This window comes from Providencia sp. PROV269 (genome assembly GCF_028477785.1).
Classification (GTDB): Bacteria; Pseudomonadota; Gammaproteobacteria; order Enterobacterales; family Enterobacteriaceae; genus Providencia; species Providencia rettgeri.
Genome location: NZ_JAMPLV010000002.1, coordinates 440,711 through 465,010 on the forward strand (window position 1 = coordinate 440,711; position 24,300 = coordinate 465,010).

At 40.6% G+C, this 24,300-nt stretch carries 24 protein-coding genes; 16 read left to right on the forward strand and 8 right to left on the reverse strand.

The window, feature by feature from the left end:
• The first annotated feature begins 40 nt into the window (after window positions 1-40).
• Window positions 41-613, forward strand: a complete 573-nt coding sequence (locus PR683_RS03445) for a helix-turn-helix transcriptional regulator (protein ID WP_109911316.1) — start codon at window positions 41-43, stop codon at window positions 611-613.
• A gap of 21 nt (window positions 614-634) precedes the next feature.
• On the opposite strand, the gene argS is transcribed toward PR683_RS03445, so the two are convergent.
• A complete protein-coding gene (gene argS / locus PR683_RS03450; RefSeq protein WP_004910662.1) occupies window positions 635-2,365 on the reverse strand; it encodes an arginine--tRNA ligase in 1,731 nt (576 codons plus the stop codon).
• 166 nt (window positions 2,366-2,531) lie between these two features.
• Between argS and PR683_RS03455 the strand changes: the two genes are divergently transcribed.
• The 5 genes from PR683_RS03455 (at window position 2,532) to PR683_RS03475 (ending at window position 8,151) form a co-directional block, all read left to right on the forward strand.
• Window positions 2,532-3,086, forward strand: coding sequence for a VOC family protein (locus tag PR683_RS03455; RefSeq protein ID WP_004910664.1), 555 nt, complete (start codon window positions 2,532-2,534; stop codon window positions 3,084-3,086).
• Between the two features lie 182 nt (window positions 3,087-3,268).
• Window positions 3,269-4,030 (forward strand): copper homeostasis protein CutC, encoded by a 762-nt coding sequence (cutC, locus tag PR683_RS03460; protein WP_109911317.1) that lies wholly within the window; start codon window positions 3,269-3,271, stop codon window positions 4,028-4,030.
• Window positions 4,031-4,321: 291 nt separating this feature from the next.
• The gene (locus tag PR683_RS03465) at window positions 4,322-6,745 is read left to right on the forward strand and encodes a DMSO/selenate family reductase complex A subunit (protein WP_272581674.1); all 2,424 of its coding nucleotides are present in this window, start codon (window positions 4,322-4,324) and stop codon (window positions 6,743-6,745) included.
• Window positions 6,746-6,755: 10 nt separating this feature from the next.
• Window positions 6,756-7,373: a DMSO/selenate family reductase complex B subunit gene (locus tag PR683_RS03470; protein WP_004910671.1), complete on the forward strand. Its 618-nt coding sequence runs from the start codon at window positions 6,756-6,758 to the stop codon at window positions 7,371-7,373.
• Between the two features lies 1 nt (window position 7,374).
• A complete protein-coding gene (locus PR683_RS03475; RefSeq protein ID WP_004910672.1) occupies window positions 7,375-8,151 on the forward strand; it encodes a dimethyl sulfoxide reductase anchor subunit family protein in 777 nt (258 codons plus the stop codon).
• Between the two features lie 61 nt (window positions 8,152-8,212).
• On the opposite strand, the gene cmoB is transcribed toward PR683_RS03475, so the two are convergent.
• The 5 genes from cmoB to PR683_RS03500 all read right to left on the reverse strand — a co-directional run bounded on the left by cmoB (window position 8,213) and on the right by PR683_RS03500 (window position 11,453).
• Window positions 8,213-9,184 (reverse strand): tRNA 5-methoxyuridine(34)/uridine 5-oxyacetic acid(34) synthase CmoB, encoded by a 972-nt coding sequence (gene cmoB / locus PR683_RS03480; RefSeq protein WP_004910673.1) that lies wholly within the window; start codon window positions 9,182-9,184, stop codon window positions 8,213-8,215.
• A gap of 2 nt (window positions 9,185-9,186) precedes the next feature.
• Complete coding sequence (gene cmoA, locus PR683_RS03485; RefSeq protein ID WP_004910674.1) at window positions 9,187-9,936, reverse strand: carboxy-S-adenosyl-L-methionine synthase CmoA; 750 nt, start codon at window positions 9,934-9,936, stop codon at window positions 9,187-9,189.
• 131 nt (window positions 9,937-10,067) lie between these two features.
• A complete protein-coding gene (locus PR683_RS03490) occupies window positions 10,068-10,466 on the reverse strand; it encodes an MAPEG family protein (RefSeq protein ID WP_004255048.1) in 399 nt (132 codons plus the stop codon).
• 150 nt (window positions 10,467-10,616) lie between these two features.
• Window positions 10,617-11,021, reverse strand: a complete 405-nt coding sequence (locus PR683_RS03495) for an NUDIX hydrolase (protein WP_004910675.1) — start codon at window positions 11,019-11,021, stop codon at window positions 10,617-10,619.
• Between the two features lie 108 nt (window positions 11,022-11,129).
• The gene (locus PR683_RS03500; protein ID WP_109911319.1) at window positions 11,130-11,453 is read right to left on the reverse strand and encodes a DUF4377 domain-containing protein; all 324 of its coding nucleotides are present in this window, start codon (window positions 11,451-11,453) and stop codon (window positions 11,130-11,132) included.
• Window positions 11,454-11,948: 495 nt separating this feature from the next.
• On the opposite strand from PR683_RS03500, the gene aspS reads away from it, so the two are divergent.
• The 6 genes from aspS to ruvB all read left to right on the forward strand — a co-directional run bounded on the left by aspS (window position 11,949) and on the right by ruvB (window position 17,507).
• Entirely contained in the window at window positions 11,949-13,718 is a 1,770-nt protein-coding gene (gene aspS / locus PR683_RS03505; RefSeq protein WP_123382002.1) for an aspartate--tRNA ligase, read from the forward strand.
• Between the two features lie 5 nt (window positions 13,719-13,723).
• Complete coding sequence (gene nudB / locus PR683_RS03510; RefSeq protein WP_004910680.1) at window positions 13,724-14,155, forward strand: dihydroneopterin triphosphate diphosphatase; 432 nt, start codon at window positions 13,724-13,726, stop codon at window positions 14,153-14,155.
• A gap of 30 nt (window positions 14,156-14,185) precedes the next feature.
• Complete coding sequence (locus tag PR683_RS03515) at window positions 14,186-14,929, forward strand: YebC/PmpR family DNA-binding transcriptional regulator (protein WP_004255032.1); 744 nt, start codon at window positions 14,186-14,188, stop codon at window positions 14,927-14,929.
• Between the two features lie 269 nt (window positions 14,930-15,198).
• Window positions 15,199-15,720 (forward strand): crossover junction endodeoxyribonuclease RuvC, encoded by a 522-nt coding sequence (gene ruvC / locus PR683_RS03520; RefSeq protein ID WP_004910683.1) that lies wholly within the window; start codon window positions 15,199-15,201, stop codon window positions 15,718-15,720.
• 142 nt (window positions 15,721-15,862) lie between these two features.
• Window positions 15,863-16,480 carry a Holliday junction branch migration protein RuvA gene (ruvA, locus tag PR683_RS03525; protein ID WP_004910685.1) on the forward strand — a complete coding sequence of 206 codons (618 nt, stop codon included), beginning with the start codon at window positions 15,863-15,865 and terminating at the stop codon, window positions 16,478-16,480.
• Between the two features lie 16 nt (window positions 16,481-16,496).
• Window positions 16,497-17,507: a Holliday junction branch migration DNA helicase RuvB gene (ruvB, locus tag PR683_RS03530; RefSeq protein WP_004255021.1), complete on the forward strand. Its 1,011-nt coding sequence runs from the start codon at window positions 16,497-16,499 to the stop codon at window positions 17,505-17,507.
• Window positions 17,508-17,612: 105 nt separating this feature from the next.
• On the opposite strand, the gene znuB is transcribed toward ruvB, so the two are convergent.
• Both znuB and znuC read right to left on the reverse strand, forming a co-directional pair.
• Window positions 17,613-18,398, reverse strand: a complete 786-nt coding sequence (gene znuB / locus PR683_RS03535) for a zinc ABC transporter permease subunit ZnuB (RefSeq protein ID WP_109911322.1) — start codon at window positions 18,396-18,398, stop codon at window positions 17,613-17,615.
• The gene (gene znuC, locus PR683_RS03540; RefSeq protein WP_004910688.1) at window positions 18,391-19,158 is read right to left on the reverse strand and encodes a zinc ABC transporter ATP-binding protein ZnuC; all 768 of its coding nucleotides are present in this window, start codon (window positions 19,156-19,158) and stop codon (window positions 18,391-18,393) included. Before znuC ends, znuB begins: the two co-directional genes overlap by 8 nt.
• Before the next feature lie 76 nt (window positions 19,159-19,234).
• On the opposite strand from znuC, the gene znuA reads away from it, so the two are divergent.
• The 4 genes from znuA to PR683_RS03560 all read left to right on the forward strand — a co-directional run bounded on the left by znuA (window position 19,235) and on the right by PR683_RS03560 (window position 24,254).
• Window positions 19,235-20,194, forward strand: a complete 960-nt coding sequence (gene znuA, locus PR683_RS03545; protein WP_004910690.1) for a zinc ABC transporter substrate-binding protein ZnuA — start codon at window positions 19,235-19,237, stop codon at window positions 20,192-20,194.
• Window positions 20,195-20,214: 20 nt separating this feature from the next.
• Window positions 20,215-21,555: a murein DD-endopeptidase MepM gene (mepM, locus tag PR683_RS03550; protein WP_004910692.1), complete on the forward strand. Its 1,341-nt coding sequence runs from the start codon at window positions 20,215-20,217 to the stop codon at window positions 21,553-21,555.
• 118 nt (window positions 21,556-21,673) lie between these two features.
• Entirely contained in the window at window positions 21,674-22,648 is a 975-nt protein-coding gene (gene lpxM, locus PR683_RS03555) for a lauroyl-Kdo(2)-lipid IV(A) myristoyltransferase (RefSeq protein WP_004910694.1), read from the forward strand.
• A gap of 718 nt (window positions 22,649-23,366) precedes the next feature.
• Window positions 23,367-24,254, forward strand: coding sequence for a LysR family transcriptional regulator (locus PR683_RS03560; protein WP_110731909.1), 888 nt, complete (start codon window positions 23,367-23,369; stop codon window positions 24,252-24,254).
• The last annotated feature ends 46 nt before the right edge of the window (window positions 24,255-24,300 follow it).

The following is a 24,300-nucleotide window of genomic DNA, read 5'->3' on the forward strand; positions in this document are numbered from 1 at the left end:
AAGCGGCTTAGGCCGCTTATTTATGTAAGATGGGGAAATTATGGCGGTATTTACTTTCACATTAACACTATCGGGTGTGACTGCTGATACGGAAGGCTTAGTTGATACCATATTTGCCGCAGGCTGTGGCGATGCATTGGTGTGCTTCTATGGTAAATCGGTTTATTTAGAATTTGATAGGGAAGCGGAATCTTTTGATCGTGCAATTGAAACTGCGATTACAGATATTGAAAGTACATCAATGAGTATAAAAGTGGAATCTATTGATTCCGCTTTGGTTGGGCTAAGTGATATTGCAGAATTGACAGGACTAACCCGTCAAGCAGTGGCTTTGCTGAAAGATGGGGCTCGAGGTAAAGGTCATTTCCCTGCGCCCGTACAACGTTTGAGAGGGGCATCTCCGTTATGGGACTGGGCGAGTGTTGCTGATTGGCTACAACAGAATAACCGGTTGTCGCATAACCCTGAACTTTATGAACAAGCAAAAATACTTTGTAAATGGAACTTAGTACTCCGTAATTGCGCGAATGAATATATCGATGAATTGCAAAAACTAACAACAAAGCTAGCGAAACAACGCAAACAAAAACGGCTCACCGAAGTGAACCGTTAATAGACAACCTATAGATTTGAATTACATTCTTTCAACGGTTTCAATACCCAGTGTGTCTAAGCCGGTTTTTAACGTTCTTTGGGTTAATGCAGCCAATTTCAAGCGGCTTTGGCGCTGGGCTTCGTCATCAGCTGACAAGATAGGGCAGTGCTCATAGAAACCAGAGAACAAACCTGCTAATTCATATAAATAAGCACACATAACATGAGGTGTACCATCACGAGCGACAGTTAGAATGGTTTCTTCAAACTGTAATAAACGTGTCGCAAGTGCAATTTCACGAGGGTCTTGTAATGAAATAGGCAGAGTTAAGTCTGCATGGGTTAAATTGGCTTTCTTGAAAATAGAAGCCACACGAGTATACGCATATTGCATATACGGAGCGGTATTTCCTTCGAAAGCTAACATGTTGTCCCAATCAAAAATATAATCCGTCGTTCTGTTTTTGGATAAATCAGCGTACTTAACCGCACCAATACCGACCACATTTGCGACGTTAAGTAATTCATCTTCAGGCATATCCGGGTTTTTCTCACGGATCAATGCTTGAGCGCGTTCAACCGCTTCATCAAGCAAGTCTGATAAACGAACAGTACCACCGGTACGAGTCTTAAACGGTTTGCCATCTTTACCTAGCATCATACCGAACATATGGTGCTCAAGCGCCATTGATTCAGGGATATAACCTGCTTTACGGACGATGGTCCATGCTTGCATCAAATGTTGATGTTGGCGTGAGTCAATATAGTAAAGTGAGCGGTCAGCATGCAGGGTTTCATAACGGTATTTAGCACAGGCAATATCGGTTGTTGTATACAAGAAGCCACCATCTTTTTTCTGGACGATCACGCCCATAGGTTCGCCTTCTTTATTTTTAAATTCGTCAAGAAAAACAACCGTCGCACCTTCACTCTCAACCGCTAAACCTTTAGCTTTTAAATCTGCAACAATACCCGGTAGCATGCTGTTATATAAGCTTTCACCCATCACGTCATCTTCAGTTAAGGTGACGTTTAAGCGGCGGTAGGTTTCTTGGTTTTGTTGCATGGTGATATCAACCAATTTACGCCACATTTGGCGGCAATACTCATCACCGGATTGCAATTTCACAACATAACCACGTGCGCGTACCGCGAACTCTTCATCTTCGTCGTAGTGCTTTTTGGCTTCACGGTAAAATTCTTCGAGGTCTGCAAGTGCCATATCCGTGGCATCTTCATTTTGTACTTTTTCAAGATAGGCAATTAACATACCAAATTGCGTACCCCAATCACCGACGTGATTGGCTCGAATGACTTTATGACCAATAAATTCCTGGGTACGTGCCGCAGCATCACCAATGATGGTTGAACGCAAGTGACCCACGTGCATCTGTTTTGCGACATTAGGCGCTGAATAGTCAATAACAATCGTTTCAGACTTGACTGGTGCGATACCTAAGCGCTGTGAAGCTAATGCTTCTTCAACATGCTTTTCAACCCAAGTTGGCTCAAGGAAGATATTAATAAAGCCAGGACCTGCAATTTCAACTTTGCTGGCAATCCCTTCCAAATCTAAGTGATTAACAAGCTGTTCAGCCAGTTGTCGCGGAGCCATCCCCATCTTTTTAGCCGCGCCCATCACTCCATTAGCTTGGTAGTCACCAAACTGAGCTTTAGCGGACTGACGCACAAGTGCATCACTGCCTTCTGGAGCACCCGCTGCTAACATCGCAGCACTAATTTTATCTGAAAGAATCGCCTGAATATTCACCGAATTACCTTAAATTACGAACATAGTTACCGCATTGTGCCATCACATGCGCATAACTAAAAGGTGGAAGAGAAAAATCGGCAGGTTTTATACCACATTTTGGGGCTCTCATGCTACAGTCTGCGCCATTGTTTAGCAGATAAGTTTTTGTAAAGGGGGGCTTTAAGTGCCACAGTTTAGCAAAATTTCGCAATTACAAGATTTATGGGATGACCTACCTGTATTTATTAGTAAATTACAACAGATGGCGCAGGAGATAAACCTATCATTGTCATCCTTTCCGATAGACCACATTTCAGTGCGTTGTCATCATCTTGCAACTGCAGAACGTTGGCACCAAGGGTTACTGCAATGTGCGCAACTTTTATCTGACAATGTAATTAATGGTCGGCCGATTCGTTTATATGAGCTAAGCGAGCCATTAAACATCGTAGGCCAAGATGTATTTATGATTGAATTACCTTTCCCAAAAGACAAAATTTACCCGAAAGAAAGCTGGGAACATATTGAAATGGTAATTGATGTTGAGCCAAGTGAGCTAGAAACTTCGGCATTCCAGTTGCTACCTGACCCTTTGCCCCAAGGGTACCGAATGAAGATGAGCCAGCCTAAAGGGCAGCAAGAAAGGTTGCCAAATCCAACATTAGCAGTGTCAAATGGTGAAGTAACCGTTAAATACCATCCATTTCCGCTAAAAAAGATAATTGAAAGTGAAAAATAAGTGATGTAATTAACGTTATTGATCAATAATTCTCATTAACTTTTGGCGGTGTGATATCCATCCGATAACATTTTTTAATAAATGGCATTATTAGCCGAATTGTTAACGTTTAACATTAAATCTTTTCATTATTTTTGGGGCACATAAAGCAGGTGTTTTATTGCTCTATTTCGGAGGTTGTGATGGCAAAACTGGAAATCTGTTGTTTTGGAATTGAATGCGCCCAAGTGGCTCAAGAGTATGGTGCAGATCGTATCGAGCTTTGCTCTGGCGCCGCTGATGGTGGCTTAACACCCAGTTATGGCTACCTGAAACTGGCAAAAGAAAAATTGCATATTCCAGTTCATCCTATTATTCGTCCTCGTGGTGGTGATTTTTGCTATAACATCAGTGAATTTGACGTGATCCGTGAAGATTTAATTATGATTAAGGAAATGGGTTTTTCAGGCGCTGTTATTGGTATATTGGATAGCGAAGGGCGCATTGATATCAACAGGATGCACACGTTGATGGAAATAGCACAGGGGATGAATATTACCTTCCACCGTGCATTTGATATGTGTATTAACCCATTGTTAGCTTTAGAACAATTAAAGGAACTCGGCGTAGCTCGCATTTTAACCTCTGGGCAGCAACAAAGCGCGGAGCTAGGTTTACCGCTATTGAAAGAGTTACATGAAAAAAGCCAGCAAATTAATGGCCCACAAATAATGGCAGGTGCGGGCGTACGTTTGGCCAATTTAAGTAAATTTATGGAAATCGGCTTATCTGAGGTGCACAGTTCCGCGGGGAAAACGGTACCATCAACCATGAGTTACCGCAAAGTGGGCGTGACAATGGCCTCTAATAGTGAATCAGATGAATTTACTCATTATTGTGTGGATGGTCCTACGGTCGAAGCGATGAAGGACTTTATTTCTATTACAGAAAAAGTTTCTGTTTAATTGCTGCCGGACTCAATACACAGCTTTGATATAGAAATTTTACATAGCTTGTTATTCTTTAAGGAAAATCAATTCGTTGGTTTTCCTTATTGTTATTTAGTCATCAACTAGTTTAATGTCATTAAAATAGTCAATAAGAAGACTAAAAATATGATTTATTTATCATTAATGGTTTAATTATTGCTTGTGTTGATGCATGTCAATTAACCCTTATTTTTATAAGGCTACTATCTAATTACTATAAGAATACTAAGTAATTCAATTTATAATAATTAATAAGGTAGCAATGTAATGATCAATAAAATCAGGGAAAAAGCGCTGAGCCGGCGACAGTTTATTCAAGCCTCTGCCTCTGTCGCTACGACAACGTCTATTATCAGCTCCATCTCTCTCCCTTTTTCCGCTCAAGCAACACCAACCATCACAATCCAACCCGATGAAGTCAGCGAAAAAATCAAATACAGCGCATGCTTAGTCAATTGTGGCAGTCGCTGCCCACTCAAAGTACATGTAAAAGATGACGTCATTACTCGTATATCGAATGAAACCATGTATGACGACATGCAATTTGGTTTACATCAAATACGTCCTTGCTTGAGAGGGCGTTCTGTTCGCTGGAAAACCTATAACCCAGACCGCTTGAAATACCCGTTATTGCGTACAGGTAAACGGGGAGAAGGAAAATTTAAACGGATCAGTTGGGATGAAGCAACGACGATTGTGTCGCAAAAATTGCGCTCAACCATTGATACATATGGCAATGAAGCGATTTACTATCAGTATGGTTCAGGATCTACTGGTGCTAATTTACAAGGGCGTAATGCCTGTAAGCGGTTACTAAGCCAACTCGGTGGGTTTCTTGATCAACATGGAACCTACTCAACTGCACAAATAAACGGCGTTATTCCGTATGTTTATGGCAAGTTGGATGATTCACTGTTGTCTGAAATAGCCAATAGCGATTTAGTTGTGATGTTTGGTCATAATATTGCGGAAACACGGATGTCCGGTGGCGGCCAATTCTACGAAACCCTAAAAGCATTAGAAAAAAGCCAAGCTAAAGTCATTATTATTGACCCGCGCCGTACCGATAGCGTGACAACGCTAGGCGCTGAATGGATCCCAATTTATCCGGGGACAGATGGTGCACTTGTGGCTGCGATTATCCATACATTGATTAAAGAACAATTAACGGATGAAGACTTTCTAGCGAAATATTGTGTGGGTTGGGATAGCCAGACACTTCCTGAGTCTGCACCCCAAAATGGCTCATATAAGGATTATATTTTAGGGCTCGGTGATGATGGTATTGAAAAAACACCGCAGTGGGCTAGCCAAATTACAGGCGTCTCACCGGTTCGTATTATTCAACTGGCTCGTGAGTTAGGTAATGCGAAAGCCGCGTGGATTTCTCAAGGCTGGGGATTGCAAAGAACGGCATCGGGTGAACAAGCAGCACGGGCTGTGATGATGTTACCGATTGTCACGGGGCATATTGGGCGTCCAGGAACGAATGCCGGAGGATGGGGAGGAAACGTGGCGTATTCGGTGCCAGGTTTTGCTATCCCAAATCCAGTTAAAACCAAGATCCCGTGTTTTATGTGGACAGATGCGATTGCGCGCGGAACCGAAATGACGGCGACAAATTCAACACTGCTTGGTAAAGAGCGTCTTGAAACGAATGTGAAATTTTTATGGCACTATGCGAGTAATGTCACGGGTAATCAACATTCTGACTTAAACAAAACCCACAAAATTCTAACAGATGAGTCTTTATGCGAATTTATTTTGGTGTGGGATACGCATATGACGCCATCGACTAAATATGCGGATTTAATTTTACCCGATGTGACCAGCGTTGAATCAAATGATTTAATTAATAACTCGTATGCCAGCGGTGCTTATCACTACGCTATTCGCCTACAAAATGCGATTACCCCATTATGGGAGTGTCGCCAATCTTATGATGTTTTAACTGATATTGCTGAAAAACTGGGTATTAAAGACCAATTTACTGAAGGTCGTACTCATGAGCAGTGGATAGAACATTGCTATAACCTGATGCGAGAAAAAAATCCACACTTGCCAACGTTCGAAGAAACGAATGATATGGGGATCGTGGATAGAAAATTGGCAAACAGTGCAGATTATATTGCATTAAAACCATTCAGAGACTCACCTGAAACCGCGCCATTACCTACACCATCGGGTAAAATTGAAATTTATTCAGAAAGGCTCGCTAAGATAGCGAAAGAGTGGGAATACCCAACTGACCAGCGAATACCTGCTGTACCTGAATATTGTGTAAATGCTGAAGGCGTTGAAAACAAGCAAGCTAAACAAAAATATCCGCTGCAAATGACAGGCTATCACGATAAAGGCCATGCGCATTCTTCATATTTTAATATTGCGATGTTACGCGAAGCCGTTCCTCACCAGTATTGGATTAACCCAATTGATGCATCAGCTCGTGGTATTCAGGATGGTGATATTACTGAAATTTTCAATGACCGTGGACGTATGCATATTAAAGCAAAAGTGACGGAGCGCGTATTACCCGGTGTGATTGCAGTCCCGCAAGGTGCTTGGCGAGAAGTCAATGAGGAGGGGGTCGATATTGGCGGTTGTATCAATACACTAACGACACAACAACCTTCCGCCCTTGTTAAAGGGAATCCACAACATACTAACTTAGTTGACGTGAAACGTGCATAAGGAGCGATGAATGAAACAGTATGGTTTTTATTTTGACTCAACAAAATGCACTGGGTGTAAAACGTGTCAGGTGAGTTGTAAGGATGAAAAAGACCTTGATTTAGGGCCTAAATTTCGTCGGGTATACGAGTTTGGTGGTGGAACATGGCAGCAACAAGAGGGGATATGGCAACAGAATGTTTATAGCTACTATCTATCAATATCCTGTAATCATTGTTCTAACCCAACCTGTGTTGCAGGATGTCCAACTGGCGCTATGCACAAACGTGAGCAAGACGGACTAGTGGTGGTCGACCAAACAATTTGTGTTGGATGTCGCTACTGCGAGTTACGTTGCCCATACGGCGCACCACAGTATGATGAAAAGAAAAAATTGATGAGTAAATGCGATGGATGCTATGAACGCGTCGAAAAAGGGATGAAGCCTGTTTGTGTTGAATCTTGCCCACAACGCGCATTGGACTTTGATGATATCAACATCCTTCGCGAGCGACATGGCAATATTAGTGGGGTAGCCCCCATGCCAAACCCATCTCTTACTAATCCTAATATTGTCATTAAGCCGCATAAAGATGCTAAACCTTGTGGTGACAAAAGCGGGAAATTACAAAACCCAGCAGAGGTATAACATGCACGAACTTCCACTCGTTTTTTTCACCGTATTGGGGCAGTCGGCAGCAGGTTTATATTTATTGGCGTATGCGAGCCGAAAACTGGGGATGTTGGGCGAAAACCAATTACGTCATGCCAATATAGCGGCATTTGTCATCATGATCATTGCGCTAGTCATTGGAGGATTACACGTTGGGCAGCCTCTACGCTTCTTTAATATGCTTTTAGGCGTAGGCCGCTCACCAATGAGTAATGAAGCTTTACTCAGTGGTATTTTTGTCGCTTTTGGGGCCGCAACTTTATTATTCACCTTATTGATTAAAAATAAAGCGCTAAGTGAACTGTGTAATATTGCCACGGTTATTTTTGGTTTGGCATTCGTATGGTCAATTCCTCAAGTTTATAATATTGCCACAGTAGCCAATTGGTTTACTGTTTTCACGACATTACAAATGTGGATGACACTATTAGTCGCTGGTGGCGCGTTAGCTATCCTATTTGGCGCTCAGCGGTTAGGGGCGATGGTATTTTTGATTGGTTCAATTATTATTTTTGCTACTCGCGCGGCTTATGTGTCATTTTTAGGCGAGACAGGGCCAGAGATTAGTGCCGAGCAAGCTGGTTTTTGGAGCTTCCAGTTAGTCGTCTTAGCGGTGATGTTATTTGTTTACCCGGCGCTGTTATATCGCGGAAGAAATTCATCCGTACTATTAAGCCTATGTGCGCTAGCGGTTATTTTAGCAGAGTTATCTGGCCGAATTGCCTTCTATAATCTATGGCAAATAACAATGTAATCGCTTCTTAACCACTATGACAATAAATGCCTATGACTTGATTGCCATAGGCATTTTATCTTTATGGCTTACGGGCAACTAAAATTGCACGTAGTGGTGCGGGGTAACCTTCGATAGTTTTAGTTTTATCATTGGGGTCTAAAAATTCAGCCAGTGAATCTGTTTTCATCCATTGTGTGCGGCGTTGCTCTTCCAAAGAGGTTACTTCTTGGTCAACAATTCGGACATCGACAAAACCACATTTCTCTAGCCAAACTTTGAGCATTTTAGCGGAAGGTATAAAATAGACATTACGCATTTGGGCATAGCGCTCACCGGGGATTAAACACTGAAACTCATCCCCCTCAATAACCAGGCTCTCTAAAACCAACTCTCCTTCGCTGACTAATTGATTCTTAAGTTGCCACAAATGGTCGAGTGGTGAACGGCGGTGGTAAAGTACACCCATTGAGAACACAGTATCAAATGCTTTCAACTCAGGCAGTTGTTCAATACCTAAAGGCAACAAGTGAGCGCGTTGATCATCGCCTAATAGCTTTCTTACTGCTTCAAATTGGCATAGAAATAATTCCGTTGGGTCAATCCCAACGACAAATTTGGCATCTTGTCCTAACATACGCCACATATGATAACCGCTGCCGCAACCGACATCTAAGACATAACGGTCTTTTAGTGATGAAATATGGGGTAATACGCGATCCCATTTCCAATCGGAGCGCCATTCCGTATCAATATTGACACCATAGAGAGAAAATGGGCCTTTGCGCCATGGCATTAATTGTTGAAGAATATTATTTAGGCGGCGAGTCTCGCCTGCAGTGAGCTCGGGTTCACGTGTCGCTGTCACGCTATGCTGTAAATCCAAATCAGTAGGAACCATGATTGGCAGGTTATCTAGCATTTTTTCCCATGAAGAAAAACCACCGTGTAACCCTTGTTTTTTCCATTCTGAAAGTTGTGCTGGAAGCGTTACAAGCCAATGACTTAGCGGGCCAACGGCAATTTGTTGGTAAAAACGACCAAAATCAATCATGCCTAGACCTCTTTGATGGCTAACAGTGAACCAAAATTAAAGCACTGGAACCAAACTTCACAGTGAGTAAAACCGGCATTTTTTAAACGCGCTTTATGTGCATCAACAGAATCTGTGAGCATCACATTTTCTAGCATGCTACGTTTTTGGCTGATTTCTAATTCGCTATAGCCATTTGCCCGCTTGAAATCGTGGTGCATATTGAATAATAACTCACCGATTTCTTTGTCTTCGAAGTTAAACTTCTCGGAAAGGACTAAAATACCGCCGGGTTGTAGCCCTTGATATATTTTACTGAGTAATAATTGGCGATCTTCTGGGTTGAGAAACTGTAAAGTAAAATTGAGCACAACCATGGAAGCATTTTCGATATTTACATCACGAATATCACCTTCTATAACGTCAACCGGTGTATCCGCTCGATAGGCATCAATATGGCGGCGGCAACGTTCAACCATAGCCGGAGAGTTATCAACAGCAATAATTTTGCTTTTTTCTACTGTAATATTACGCCTTATTGATAAGGTTGCTGCACCTAAAGAGCAGCCTAAATCGTAAACATGGCTGTGGGGTTTGACAAAACGACCCGCAAGCATGCCAATCATCGTAATAATATTAGAGTACCCTGGAACGGAGCGTTGAATCATATCAGGGAATACTTCAGCCACTTTTTCATCGAATTGCCAGTCACCAAGGTTAGCGATAGGCGCAGAGAAAAGGCGATCTTTTGAGGTTGGATCTGAGTTTGACATAAGTTCTGTATTAAGCAAAAACAAAAGTAGTAAAGGATTGTATCAGAAAGGCTGTCTACTGAAAATCAATCCATAAGCAATGAAATAATGAGCGGCACATTAATAACTTGTGCCGTTACAGAGAGTAAAAACTAAAGATTAAATGAAACGATTTGCAGCCAAGGTAGGTAATAAGTATTGGCGATAACCATCAGTGCCATTGCAAGGTAAGTTGCTACCATGCCTGAACGGCGATATGAGTAATCGTGATTTTTCAAACCATAAGAGTGCAGTATTCGACCGGCAATTAAGATCAGGCCACAAATATGAATCATCCACACTTGTGCGCCATTCATTTCCATTAAAAGCAATAAAATTAATGAGATGGGAATGTATTCGATGGCATTACCATGAACGCGGATTGCGGTTTGTAACTCATAAAAACCGCCATCACCATAAGCTATACGGTATTGATTACGCAGCTTCACAACATTTAAGGATAATCTAAGCAGCAGTAAGGCACCCAGTACAGCATACAAAGAGCTGACCATTTTTTACTCCACCATAAAACGAATCAAACTATGAAAACACCTAAAAATATAAGTTATAGTAATGGGTATTAACAATATTTTGTGAATTGTAAATCCTAAAAAGCCGTTAGACAAATGAAATCACAACTTTTTTTGGGTAGTCCTCATGCTCTAGTTGATCAAACCTTCTTTCTTTAAGCGAGTTAAAATAGTCACCGCCGTGGTTGAGCAGCGCGGTAAATCGTCAATGCTGAACCAATCTAGCTCAGCAATCTCAGCAGCAGGGTGTGGCTCGCCTTGATAGTCTGCAAAGTAGCAACGAATACGGACTTGCGTTCCATCTGTTTTTCCATCAGCAGGGCCAATAAACTCACCATAAAACCGGATAGAAGCGGCATCTAGCTCAAGTTTTAATTCTTCGCTAATCTCACGGCAGAGCGCTTGTTCATCAGTCTCGCCTTGTTCGCGTTTTCCGCCGGGGATGTAAAACAAACTTTTATTATGGGAACGTACCATCGCAATTTTGTGATCTGATAAGGTGATTAACCCAAGCTTATCAATGATTTTAGCACTCATAATATGGCCACTCTGTTATTTAACGATGATAAGAGAATTATTGCTGTAAGTGAGTCATTAAGTAAAATGATAAAATTACTTAATGACTTAAATTATATTGTTTAAAAATTATTTTTTCTCAACGATTTTTACCAATTCATAACGGATACTTGGCGCATCAGCGGGTGGGTTTGGCACATCAAATTGCTTCACTTGCAAGGTATAAGAGAAGCCTGGTTGGTATTCGAAGCCTTGAATTGAACTATAAAAAAGTTGCCAATCATCACTTGGATTTTCTTTCACTTTCATGCACTTCATTGGGGCAACTCCCATACAATCAGCAAGTGAAGAATCGATGTAAAAAGTTTTTGTATTATCAGTCTCTGCGGGTTTCATGTTTTGGCATCCAGCGAGTAGTACGAACATGGAAGTGGCAAGTAACAATTTTTTCATGGGCAATCCTTAAACTGCAGATGGTGATTAATTCAGCGTTATATCTGTCTGTTGTGATTATAGCAAACTGAAAAAGGTAACGATTCTGAAATAGAAAGATTAATGATTAAAGAAGTATTTATTAATCAATAGTTGAATTGGAAAACATTAAGTGATGTTACTTTGCTCAAAAAGACATCGAACTAACAAAATAAACCTCTGCTGCAATATGTACATGGTGCGGATAGTCCCTTAAAATCGATAGGATCATCATGATAGGCGTCTATCTCGCCATTCAATCTTGTTATTGTTGATTAGCCACAACAATAATTGATGAAAATATGATTAAAAACAAAATGGTTTACGTGTTATGTAGAATACGTAACTATTTGTCTAACAGAATTTCCTGTATAATGTCTGCCTTTTTGACATTCTGAATTTTCAGCTCAATGTTCAGCAAAATGCCAAATTTCCGCAGCAAGCAAATGCACAACAAGCTGAGTAAAAGGATATTGTATGCGTACTAATTATTGTGGGCAGTTAAACATCGCTCACGAAGGCCAAAAGGTCACTCTTAGTGGATGGGTAAACCGCCGTCGCGATCTAGGTGGTTTGATTTTTATCGATATGCGTGACCGTGAAGGTATCGTGCAAGTTTTCTTCGATCCCGATCGTAAAGACATATTTGAAAAAGCGTCAGAGCTGCGTAATGAGTTCTGTATCCAAATCACAGGGACAGTACGCGCACGTCCAGATAGCCAAAAAAATAAAGACATGGCAACGGGCGAGATTGAAGTATTTGCTGAAGAACTGAATGTTTTTAATAAGTCAGAGCCGTTGCCATTAGATAGCAACCAAACGAATACAGAAGAGCGTCGTTTAAAATATCGTTATTTAGATTTACGCCGCCCAGAGATGTCTGAGCGTCTGCGCACGCGCGCCAAAATCACCAGCTTTGTTCGTAATTTTATGGATAACGAAGGGTTCTTGGACGTTGAGACACCAATGTTAACCAAAGCAACACCAGAAGGTGCTCGTGACTATTTAGTACCAAGCCGTGTTCATAAAGGTAAATTTTATGCATTACCGCAATCACCTCAGTTGTTTAAACAATTGCTGATGATGTCTGGTATTGACCGTTATTACCAAATCGTAAAATGCTTCCGTGATGAAGACTTACGAGCAGATCGTCAACCTGAATTTACCCAAATCGATGTTGAAACCTCGTTTATGACCGCAGAGCAAGTGCGTGAAATTATGGAACGTATGATCCGTAATTTATGGTTAGAGGTAAAAGGGGTTGATTTAGGTAACTTCCCAATCATGACCTTTGCAGAAGCTATGCGTCGTTATGGCTCAGATAAACCAGACCTACGTAACCCAATGGAGTTAGTGGACGTCGCGGATATCGTAAAAGGTGTTGAATTTGCGGTGTTCTCAGGTCCAGCAAACGACCCGAAAGGCCGTGTTGCGGCTCTGAAAGTCCCAGGTGGCGCTGCTATGACGCGTAAGCAAATCGACGAATATGGTCAATTTGTCGGTATTTATGGTGCGAAAGGCTTGGCTTGGATGAAAGTTAACGAACGAGCTCAAGGCCTTGAAGGTATTCAAAGCCCAGTCGCAAAATTCTTGAATGAAGATGTGATTAACCAGTTACTAGACCGCACAGGCGCAGTTGATGGCGATATCTTGTTATTCGGTGCGGGTGCAAAAAATGTCGTAACCGATTCAATGGGCGCGCTACGTTTGAAAGTCGGTCGTGACTTTGAATTAACCGATTTAAATAGCTGGCAGCCACTGTGGGTGATTGATTTCCCAATGTTTGAAGATAATGGTGAGGGCGGGTTAACTGCGATGCACCATCCATTTACTTCTCCTAAAGATTTCTCACCTGAAGAATTGGCCAGTAAACCCGAAGAAGCCGTTGCTAATGCGTATGATATGGTCATCAATGGTTACGAAGTTGGCGGTGGTTCAGTACGTATTCACCGCAATGAAATGCAACAAACGGTATTTAGTATTTTAGGCATTAATGAAGAAGACCAACGCGAAAAATTTGGCTTCTTATTAGATGCATTGAAATATGGCACGCCACCACACGCAGGATTAGCCTTTGGTCTTGACCGTTTAGTGATGCTGTTAACAGGAACCGATAATATTCGTGATGTTATTGCTTTCCCGAAAACAACAGCGGCAGCATGTTTAATGACGAATGCTCCAAGCCATGCGAATCCTGATGCATTGACGGAGCTCGCTATCGCCGTGGTTGCGAAAGACGAAGAGTAAGTTCAATGAAAAAATATAAGCGCCCGGAATCGATATTAGTCATTATTGTGGCTCAAAGTAGTGGACGGGTGCTTATGTTACGACGTAAAGACGACCCAGACTTCTGGCAATCAGTGACCGGAAGTTTGGAGCCTGATGAAACGCCGTATGAAACGGCGTGTCGTGAAATTAAAGAAGAAACGGGTTTTGAGGTTGAACAAAACCAGCTGCAAGATTTGTCGCACAGTATCATCTTTGAAATTTTCCCACATTTCAGGCATCGTTATGCACCTGATGTTACGCATTGCAAAGAACATTGGTTTAAAATGGTGCAAAGTGAAGAAAAAATGCCATTACTGACGGAACACAGCGAATATCGTTGGCTAGCCCCTGATGAAGCGGCGAGCTTAACGAAATCCTGGAGCAATAGTCAGGCTATTTTAGAATTTGCTGTTTAATTATTTATTGACGTTTTTTGGAGATATTTCATGGCAGGTCATAGTAAATGGGCCAACACCAAACACCGTAAAGCGGCACAAGATGCTAAGCGCGGTAAAATTTTCACTAAAATTATCCGTGAATTAGTCACAGCAGCCCGCTTAGGTGGTGGTGATCCCGCAACAAACCCACGTTTACGTGCAGCGGTGGATAAAGCATTATCGAACAACATGACTCGTGACACCTTAAACCGTGCTATCGCACGTGGTGTTGGTAATGATGATAACGATAATATGGAAACCATCATTTATGAAGGTTATGGCCCGGGCGGGACAGCAGTTATGGTTGAATGCTTAAGTGATAACCGTAACCGTACTGTTTCAGAAGTGCGCCATGCATTCACTAAAACAGGTGGTAACTTGGGTACAGACGGCTCCGTTTCTTACTTATTTACTAAACGCGGCGTGATCACTTATGCACCGGGCGTTGATGAAGATGCCATAATGGAAGCGGCATTAGAAGCGGGTGCTGATGATGTTGAAACTTATGATGATGGTGCAATCGATGTTTACACAACGCCAGAAACTTTTGGTGAAGTGAAAGACGCATTAGATGCTGCGGGTTTTACCAGTGAAGCTGCAGAAGTATCAATGATCCCGTCGACCAAAGCAGAGCTGGATGCTGAAACGGCGCCTAAATTGTTACGTCTTATTGATATGTTAGAAGATTCAGACGATGTACAGGAAGTTTACCACAATGGTGATATTTCTGACGAAGTCGCTGCCACACTGTAATTTGTGAGGCACTAAATGGCGGCATAGTCATTTAGCATAATCCGCGTAGAGAAAGCGGGCTGGCGCAGCCTGTTTTCTCTAACGCCTTCTACTCTTTCCTTTCCCTTATCCGCTATACTTTCTTCTATATCAACGAGCTAACTCGCTTTTAGTTTTTATCAGCTATTCAAATAGCTATTTAGTTGAAATTGATAGTATTATGAGATGGATAGTATTATGAAGCTTATTAGAACAACATGATTAATATAAAGAGGTATAAGTAAATTTATATGGCGATTATTTTAGGTATTGACCCCGGTTCTCGTGTTACGGGATACGGTGTTATTCGCCAGCAAGGCCGGCAACTACTGTATTTAGGTAGTGGGTGTATTCGTACACAAGTTGATGATTTACCAAGTCGTCTGCAACGAATTTACGCGGGTGTCTCGGAAATTATCACACAATATCAACCGGATGTACTATCCATTGAACAAGTTTTTATGGCGAAGAATGCGGACTCCGCATTAAAACTTGGGCAAGCGAGAGGCGTGGCCATTGTTGCTGCTGCAAACATGAATATACCCGTATTTGAGTATGCAGCTCGTCAGGTCAAACAAACAGTTGTAGGTACGGGAGCCGCAGAAAAAAGCCAAGTACAGCATATGGTTAAATCAATTCTAAAATTGTCAGCGAGCCCACAGTCTGACGCAGCAGATGCTTTGGCAATTGCGATTACACATTGCCATTTCAATCAAAATCTTTTAAAAGTTGGCGACCCACGGTTAGTTTTAACTCGTGGACGTTTAAGATAGCGAGTTTATCTTAAACAGAATTGCTTATTAATAAATAGCGTGTAGCTGGATATGCATCCAGCATTTTTTGTGGTATAAACAACAGTATTAATGATAATAAACCAACCTGCTCAAGGTTTAGTTAGTAATAGAGGGCTTCAATGTGATAGGTCGTTTACGTGGTATTGTTTTAGAAAAGCAACCTCCAATCGTATTATTAGAACTACAAGGTGTCGGTTATGAAGTTCATATGCCAATGACTTGTTTCTATGAACTGCCCGATATTGGTCAGGAAGCTATTGTTTTTACTCACTTTGTTGTTCGTGAAGATGCCCAGTTACTCTATGGTTTTAACGATAAGCAAGAAAGGGCATTATTTAAAGAGCTGATCAAAGTAAATGGTGTTGGCCCCAAATTAGCCCTCGCGATTTTATCCGGTATGTCTGCTCAACAATTTGTTTCCGCTATCGAACAAGAAGCTATTGCATCACTGGTTAAATTACCTGGAATTGGTAAGAAAACCGCAGAACGTTTAGTGGTCGAAATGAAAGACCGCTTCAAAGGCCTCAATGGGGATTTATTTAATCCAAATAGCGACATTAATCTGCCAAATGTAAACAGTAAAGTTCCCAATATGGCGGATATCGAAGCAGAAGCTGCCGCCGCATTGATTGCTTTAGGGTATAAACCACAAGAAGCAAGTCGAATGGTGAGTAAAGTTGCAAAACCGGATAGCGATTCTGAAACATTGATCCGTGATGCCCTTCGTGCCGCACTTTGATTGAGAGAATTTTAATATGATTGAAGCTGATCGCCTAATAACTGCTGAAGTATTACAGTCAGATGAAGAAGCTATTGACCGTGCGATCAGGCCAAAGCTATTGAATGAGTATATTGGTCAGCCTCAGGTTAAAGACCAAATGGAAATATTTATTCAAGCAGCGAAAATGCGAGGCGATGCGCTTGACCATCTGCTCATCTTTGGCCCTCCAGGGTTAGGAAAAACAACTTTAGCAGGGATTGTTGCAAATGAACTCGGTGTTAATCTGCGTACAACTTCAGGGCCCGTATTAGAAAAAGCAGGCGATTTAGCTGCCATGCTAACTAATTTAGAGCCCCATGATGTCCTATTTATTGATGAAATCCATCGATTATCCCCAGTTGTTGAGGAAATACTTTATCCCGCAATGGAAGATTACCAACTCGATATCATGATAGGTGAAGGGCCTGCAGCGCGCTCGATTAAAATTGATCTCCCGCCTTTCACATTAATTGGTGCAACGACTCGGGCAGGGTCGCTCACATCACCATTACGTGATCGCTTTGGTATTGTGCAACGGCTAGAATTTTATCAAGTTGATGATTTACAACATATTGTCAAGCGTAGTGCCCAATATATGGGGTTAGATATCACCGAAGAAGGTGCGCTACAAGTTGCGATGCGTTCAAGGGGAACTCCACGTATCACTAACCGTTTGTTACGTCGTGTGCGGGATTTTGCTCAAGTGAAAGGTGATGGTTCGATTGATGGGCTAATTGCTAACCAAGCTTTGGACATGTTAAATGTCGATGCTGCAGGTTTTGATTATTTAGATAGAAAGCTTCTAGTTGCTATCATTGATAAATTTATGGGTGGTCCTGTTGGTGTTGATAACCTCGCAGCAGCCATTGGGGAGGAGCGTGAAACCATAGAGGATGTTTTAGAGCCTTATCTTATCCAGCAAGGTTTTATTCAGCGTACCCCTAGAGGTCGAATGGCGACGGTTCATGCGTATAACCACTTTGGTTTAACGCCTAAAGAAATTTAATTATATTAAATGAATAAATATGGCCCCAACATTGTTTTCAATGTTGGGGCCATTTGCATTAAAAATAGTATGTAATGACTGAAATTATGTAGCTTAAAGCTTAAATTAATTTTTCGCTTTTATTGCTAAGCTTAGTACAAATAGAATAGCCGATACCAACACGACTGACGGCCCAGCAGGGGTATCGTAGAAAGCAGAGAAAGTTAGCCCCCCGGTTACAGCAATCATACCAATTAAGACAGCGATGAAAGCCATTTGCTCAGGTGTTCGAGCAAAACGCCGAGCCGTTGCTGCAGGTATAATCAATAAAGACGTAATAATTAACGCCCCAACAAATTTCATAGCGATACCAATTGTTAGTGCGGTAACTAACATCAGTAATAAACGCAGTCTTTGAATATTAATCCCATCAACAAAAGCAAGCTCAGGGCTAACCGTTATGGACAAAAGTGCCCGCCAACGATAAAAAAGCAACCCACAAACGACAATAACGCCAATAAAAATCGTTATAATATCTTCATAGCTTACTGAGAGTAAGTCACCAAATAAGTAAGCCATTAGGTCAACGCGGACATTAGCCATTAAGCTAACAACGACTAAACCTAAAGACAGTGAACTATGTGCCATAATACCCAGTAAAGTATCAACGGCAAGTTGTGGGCGTTTTTCTAGCCAAACCAAAATTAAGGCTAATAGTAAAGTGACAGCAATAACGGCATAGAATGGGTTGATATTTAATAGAAGCCCAAATGCGACCCCTAACAATGAAGCATGAGCTAGCGTATCGCCAAAATAGGACATTCGGCGCCATACAACAAAAGAGCCTAGAGGACCTGCCGCAATGGCAAGTAGCATGCCTGCTATCCAGCCAGGTAATAGTAACTCAATCATGTTTGCAGTCCTTGCTGTGCTGGTGACCAACAATAATATTGCCTTCTAAATCATGTTGATGATTATGTTGATGGCGGTATACACCAAGTTGTTGTGCACCGCGATAACCAAACATAGCGACAAATTCTGGGTGGTTTGAAACAACATCGGGCGCACCAGAACAGCAAATATGGCCGTTAATGCAAAGTACTTTATCTGTTTTTGCCATCACGAGATGCAAGTCATGGGAAACCATTAATACAGCGCAGTTAAGCTCAGTTCTTAATTGGTTGATTAAGTCATATAGTGCAACTTGACCTGTGATATCAACACCTTGAGCTGGCTCATCAAGTACGAGGAGATCCGGTTTATTGAGTAGGGCACGAGCCAGTAAAACACGTTGTGTTTCACCGCCTGATAACTTTTGCATCGGTTGTTCAAGTAAATGCGTTGCTTTGACTCTTTCGAGTGCAGGTAACAAATGCTCTTTACGAACACCAAGTTTTAATAACATAAAACGTTTAACAGTAAGGGGTAGCGTCGTATCCAAATGAAGTTTTTGTGGAACATAGCCAATAGCGAGAGAAGAAGGACGCGTAATAGTACCTGATGTAGGGGCAAGTAGCCCGAGTACAACACGTACAATTGTTGATTTTCCAGCTCCATTCGGGCCTAAAAGGGTTACGATATCACCTTTATTCAGTTCAAAGGTAACATCATTGAGAACCTGTTTTTCGCCAAATGAAACAGAAATCTTATTTAAAGTCAGTAATGGTTGCATGTGAAAAACATCTTGCAGAATTCATGTTGTGTTATATTATAACATTTCAAAATCAAAATCACGGAAAAAGACTGCTATGATACATAAATCGAAAAACATTGCCTGCAAATTTCTTTTTGGAGCAGTGGCGAGCTCCGTATTAAGTGCAACAATGGTATCAGCTGCGAATGCTGATGTTGTGGCCTCAATACGCCCACTGGCCTTTATTGCCGCGGGAATTGCAGATGGTGTCACTGAGACACAAGTTTTATTACCAGACGGTGCTTCGCCCCATGATTATGCACTTAAACCTTCTGATTTGAAAAAAATTAAACAGGCTGATTTATTCGTATGGGTTGGTCCTGATATGGAGATGTTTTTACAGAAGCCAATCAATACATTACCACAGAATAAACGCCTAGCATTGGCTGAACAGAAAAACATTAAGCCACTTCTTATGGCAGAGTCCCATGAAGATGAACACGACCATGAACATGGAGATGAAGCTAATCATGACAAGGATCACGAACATCATCACCACGGTGAGTATAATATGCACATCTGGTTGTCTCCAGAAATTGCAAATTTTGCTGCGCAAGACATTTATGAGCGTTTAGTAGAGCTTTATCCTGAACAAAAAGATAAGCTAGACGTAAACCTTCGTAAATTCAAAGAAAATATGACGCAAAATGATCAGAAAATTGCTAGTATTTTGCAGCCAGCTAAAAACAAGGGTTATTTTGTTTTTCACGACGCTTATGGCTACTTTGAAAAACACTATCAATTAGCTCCATTGGGGCACTTTACGATAAACCCAGAAATACAACCTGGCGCGCAGAAATTACATCAAATACGAACACAATTGGTTGAGCATAAAGCGCAATGTGTTTTTGCTGAGCCTCAATTCAGGCCTGCTGTGATTGAAAGTGTAGCACGTAATACGGGGGTGAAAATGGGAACTCTCGACCCACTAGGAATTGGGCTGGCGATAGGGCCGGATAGCTACATGCAGTTTTTGACTCAATTATCAGAGCAATACGCCAGCTGCCTGGATTAAAAATAGAAGGAATTGTTTAAGTGCAGCAAATGGCCAAAAGTCTGGCTCAGGTATACGGTAGCCTGTCTAGAACACACAAAATTGTATTAAGTACGCTCACTGTAGCGACTATGGCCGTCGCAATTTGGCGGCCAGTTCATGTACCAACAACAGCTGAATATGATGGTACACCGGATACCATCATTCCGCTTTCATTATTACCTGCAAGTGATGCTACCGACGATATAATTCAAGACAGTAGTGAACAGCTACCAGATGAAGGCCTCGCTGATACTGAAGCAGAAGCCGTAGAGACGGGAGGAGTGGCTGCGCCTCTCGTCCATGAATATGTTGTTGCAAGTGGTGATAACTTAACGACTATTTTAACTCAATTCGGTATTGAAGCTGGTGACGTTGCAACACTATCTAACCAACATAAATCACTGAGAAATCTGAAGATAGGCCAGTCATTAAATTGGTCGTTAACTGATCAGGGTGAGTTAGAGTCATTAACATGGGAAGTTTCTCGCCGTGAGACCCGTGTATTTACCCGTGTTGGGACGACAAACAAATTTGAAGAAGCTAAGCAGATTCGCGAAGGTGAATGGACTAACAGTGTTTTAAACGGTACGGTTGACGGCACATTTGCGCAAAGTACAAATAAAGCGGGCTTAACGCGTAATGAAGGCCGTGAGGTAATTAAAGCTTTACAATGGCAGGTTGATTTCAAAAAATTGAAAAAAGGCGATAAGTTTAGTGTATTAATGAGCAGGGAAATGCTTAATGGTCGCAGTGAACAGAGCCAACTTATTGGTGTTCGCCTACAAACGAATGGAAAAAGCTATTATGCTTTTCGCGCTGAAGATGGGCGCTATTATGACAGTGAAGGGAATGGTTTAGAACGTGGTTTCTTACGTTTTCCAACTGCTAAGCAGTTTAGAGTCTCTTCACAATTCAACCCTCGGCGAGTTAACCCAGTTACTGGGCGCGTAGCACCGCATAAAGGTGTGGATTTCGCAATGCCTGTTGGCACACCAGTACTTGCTGTTGGCGATGGCGAAGTGATTGTTTCAAAATACAGCGGCGCTGCAGGTAACTTTATTGCAATCCGTCATGGCCGCCAATATACAACTCGTTATATGCACTTACGTCAATTATTAGTTAAGCCAGGCCAGAAAGTTAAGCGCGGTGATCGTATTGCGTTATCAGGCAATACAGGGCGTTCGACTGGTCCTCATCTACATTTTGAAATGTGGGTAAATCAACAAGCGGTAAATCCACTCACCGCAAAATTACCGAGTTCTGGTGGTTTAACAGGAAAAGAGCGTAAAGAATATTTAGCGCTTGTGAAAGAAACGAAACCACAACTCAAGCTACAGTAATTTAAGTTTCTATTTTTATCACTGGCAGGTACTTGTATCTGCCAGTTTTCTTTGTAATGCTCCCGTAAACTATTATTATAAGCTATAGAAAGATGGCTATTATTCACTTGAGTACAGCATGAATAAAGATCAAGACACTGATAGTAAAAAAGGCTATGTGCCAACTTTTCACCGTTCTTACCTATTACCTAAATATTGGGGGGTGTGGCTAGGGGCTGGTGTTTTAGCGGGATTGGCTTTCATTCCTGTTAAGATCCGTGACCCTTTACTTGCTAAAATAGGAAAATGGGTTGGGCGGCTTGCTAAAAGTGGCCGTCGTCGTGCCAAAATTAACTTACTTTATTGTTTTCCGGAATTGACCGAACATCAACGAGAAGAGTTAGTTGATCGCATGTTTGAAACCGCACCACAGTCTTTTGTCATGTTGGCAGAGTTATGTCTTCGTGGTGCGAGTAAAACGCTAGCGAGGACACATTGGCATAATCAAGAAATTATAGAGCGCTTAAAACAGCAGCAAAGTAATGTTATTTTTATGGTTCCTCATGGCTGGGCTGTTGATGCGCCAGCCATGTTATTAGCAGCAAAAGGCCAACAAATGGCTGCAATGTTTCATCACCAAAAGAACCCTGTTGCCGATTACTTATGGAATAAAGCGAGATACCATTTTGGGGGGCGTTTGCACTCAAGAGAGGCGGGGATTAAGCCTTTTATCGCTTCTGTTAGGCAAGGTTATTGGGGCTTTTATCTTCCTGACCAAGATCATGGTGAAGAGCATAGTGAATTTGTTGATTTTTTTGGTACATATAAGGCGACATTACCTGCTATTGGTAGGCTAATGAAAGTTTGCAAAGCGAAAGTTGTACCGCTATTTCCCGTTTATGACCATAAAACGCACCAATTGCATATTTATATCCGTGAACCAATGGATGATATCGATGGTAAGGATGATAAGTACATCGCACGAAGAATGAATGAGGAACTGGAATATTTGGTTTCTCCGAATTTAGAACAATACACATGGATATTAAAGCTATTAAAAACGCGTAAAGAGGGGGAGATAGAACCTTATCAGCGTAAAGATCTCTACCGTTAGTGTTTAGTTTTACAGAATAGTGTTTAAGCCATTACTTTTTAAGTAATGGCTTTTTTTATTTAAAAGTGTGTATTTATAGAATGAACGAGGGTTCATATTATTACTTGCCTAACATCAGATAAACTAGAACTAATAAATATCAAACCGTATCGTTTTAAGTAATTATTATGCTGATGATATTATCACTGGCAGTAATTAGCCAGTGTAACATTAATCATGAAATTAGATCTTAGTATATATACTGAAGCAGCTTTATTTCAATGTTTGTATTGTGATATTCCTTTTTATTTATCTAATGTAAAGCCAACCATGTAGTAGATAACATTATAAAATTATCATTAAATGACTAGCCAGTTATGGTTATTATTTGTATGCTTTACAATAATTATGATTGAGTATTGGTTTTTTCTTCTAAAATTATTTTTTTCATCTTTATGAAATTATTATTTTTTTAATTTAAAATTGAAATTATTTATTGGTTATTTATTGGTTATTTATGTTAATTATATGATAAGTGTAAGGCTATATTTAAAATATAAAATCAATCTTTATATTAAAAATTATTCCTTACATACTAAAAAAAAGAGAATAAATAATTTTAAACATATGAGTAAATACTAAGCATTATGTATAATCACTTATTAACGATATATAAAATATATTGCTATATTTTAATTATATAATAAAAATGACTCCCAGATTAATACTTGGAGACTCTATGGAAAAAACTCGAACAACGTTAGATCAATGGATAACTCTACAGGCAGTGGTTGACTACGGTGGTTTTGCTCAAGCAGCTGAAATTTTGCATAGGACACAATCATCAATTAGCTACACCATTAGTAAATTAGAGCAAACATTGGAAATTGAAATATTTTCTTTAGAAAAACGTCGTGCAGTATTAACTAAACAAGGAGAGCAGCTATTAGCGCTATCGAGAGAGGTAACAAATAAAGCAATTTCATTAGAAGAGGTTGCTAAATCATTAAATTATGAAGGAAATAATAAAATTAATATTGTTATTGATTCACTATATCAAAGTGATGAAATACTGAAGAAAATTGGGGGGTTAAGTCGCTCTAGAAAGGATTATGATATTGATTTGAAACGTGTTTTATTAAAAAAAACAGATGTTTTTGAAGTTAAAAATTATGATTTATTAATTACTCACCATTACGTTGAGTCGTTAAACCCTATATTCCTTGAGCAAGTTGAGGCGGTGTTTGTATCCAATCCAAATCATAAGCTTCAACATTGCCAGGCTGATAATGTATTGAAATCAATGGAAAAAACAACATTGATTGCTTTGGGAACTACAGATATGGATAGTATAAAAAGCATCCAAACCATTCATGTTCCTAATGTGGATTTAGCAATTCAATTAACAGAGAATTCGATTGGGTATTTATGGTTACCAAAAAATTTAGTCCAGAAGGAATTGAATAATAATTCATTAAAAGAGCTGAAAACAGCAAATAAAAAATCATTCTATAATTTTTATATGTATCTGAATAAAAATTCAATGGCTAATGAAATTTTAAGATACTACCTAATTGATAATGAAAAAGCTAAATTAATGAGTCAATTAATGAATAACCAAAATTAAACATAAATATTTTAGATGTCATTTTAAAAAATTCAATGTATCCATT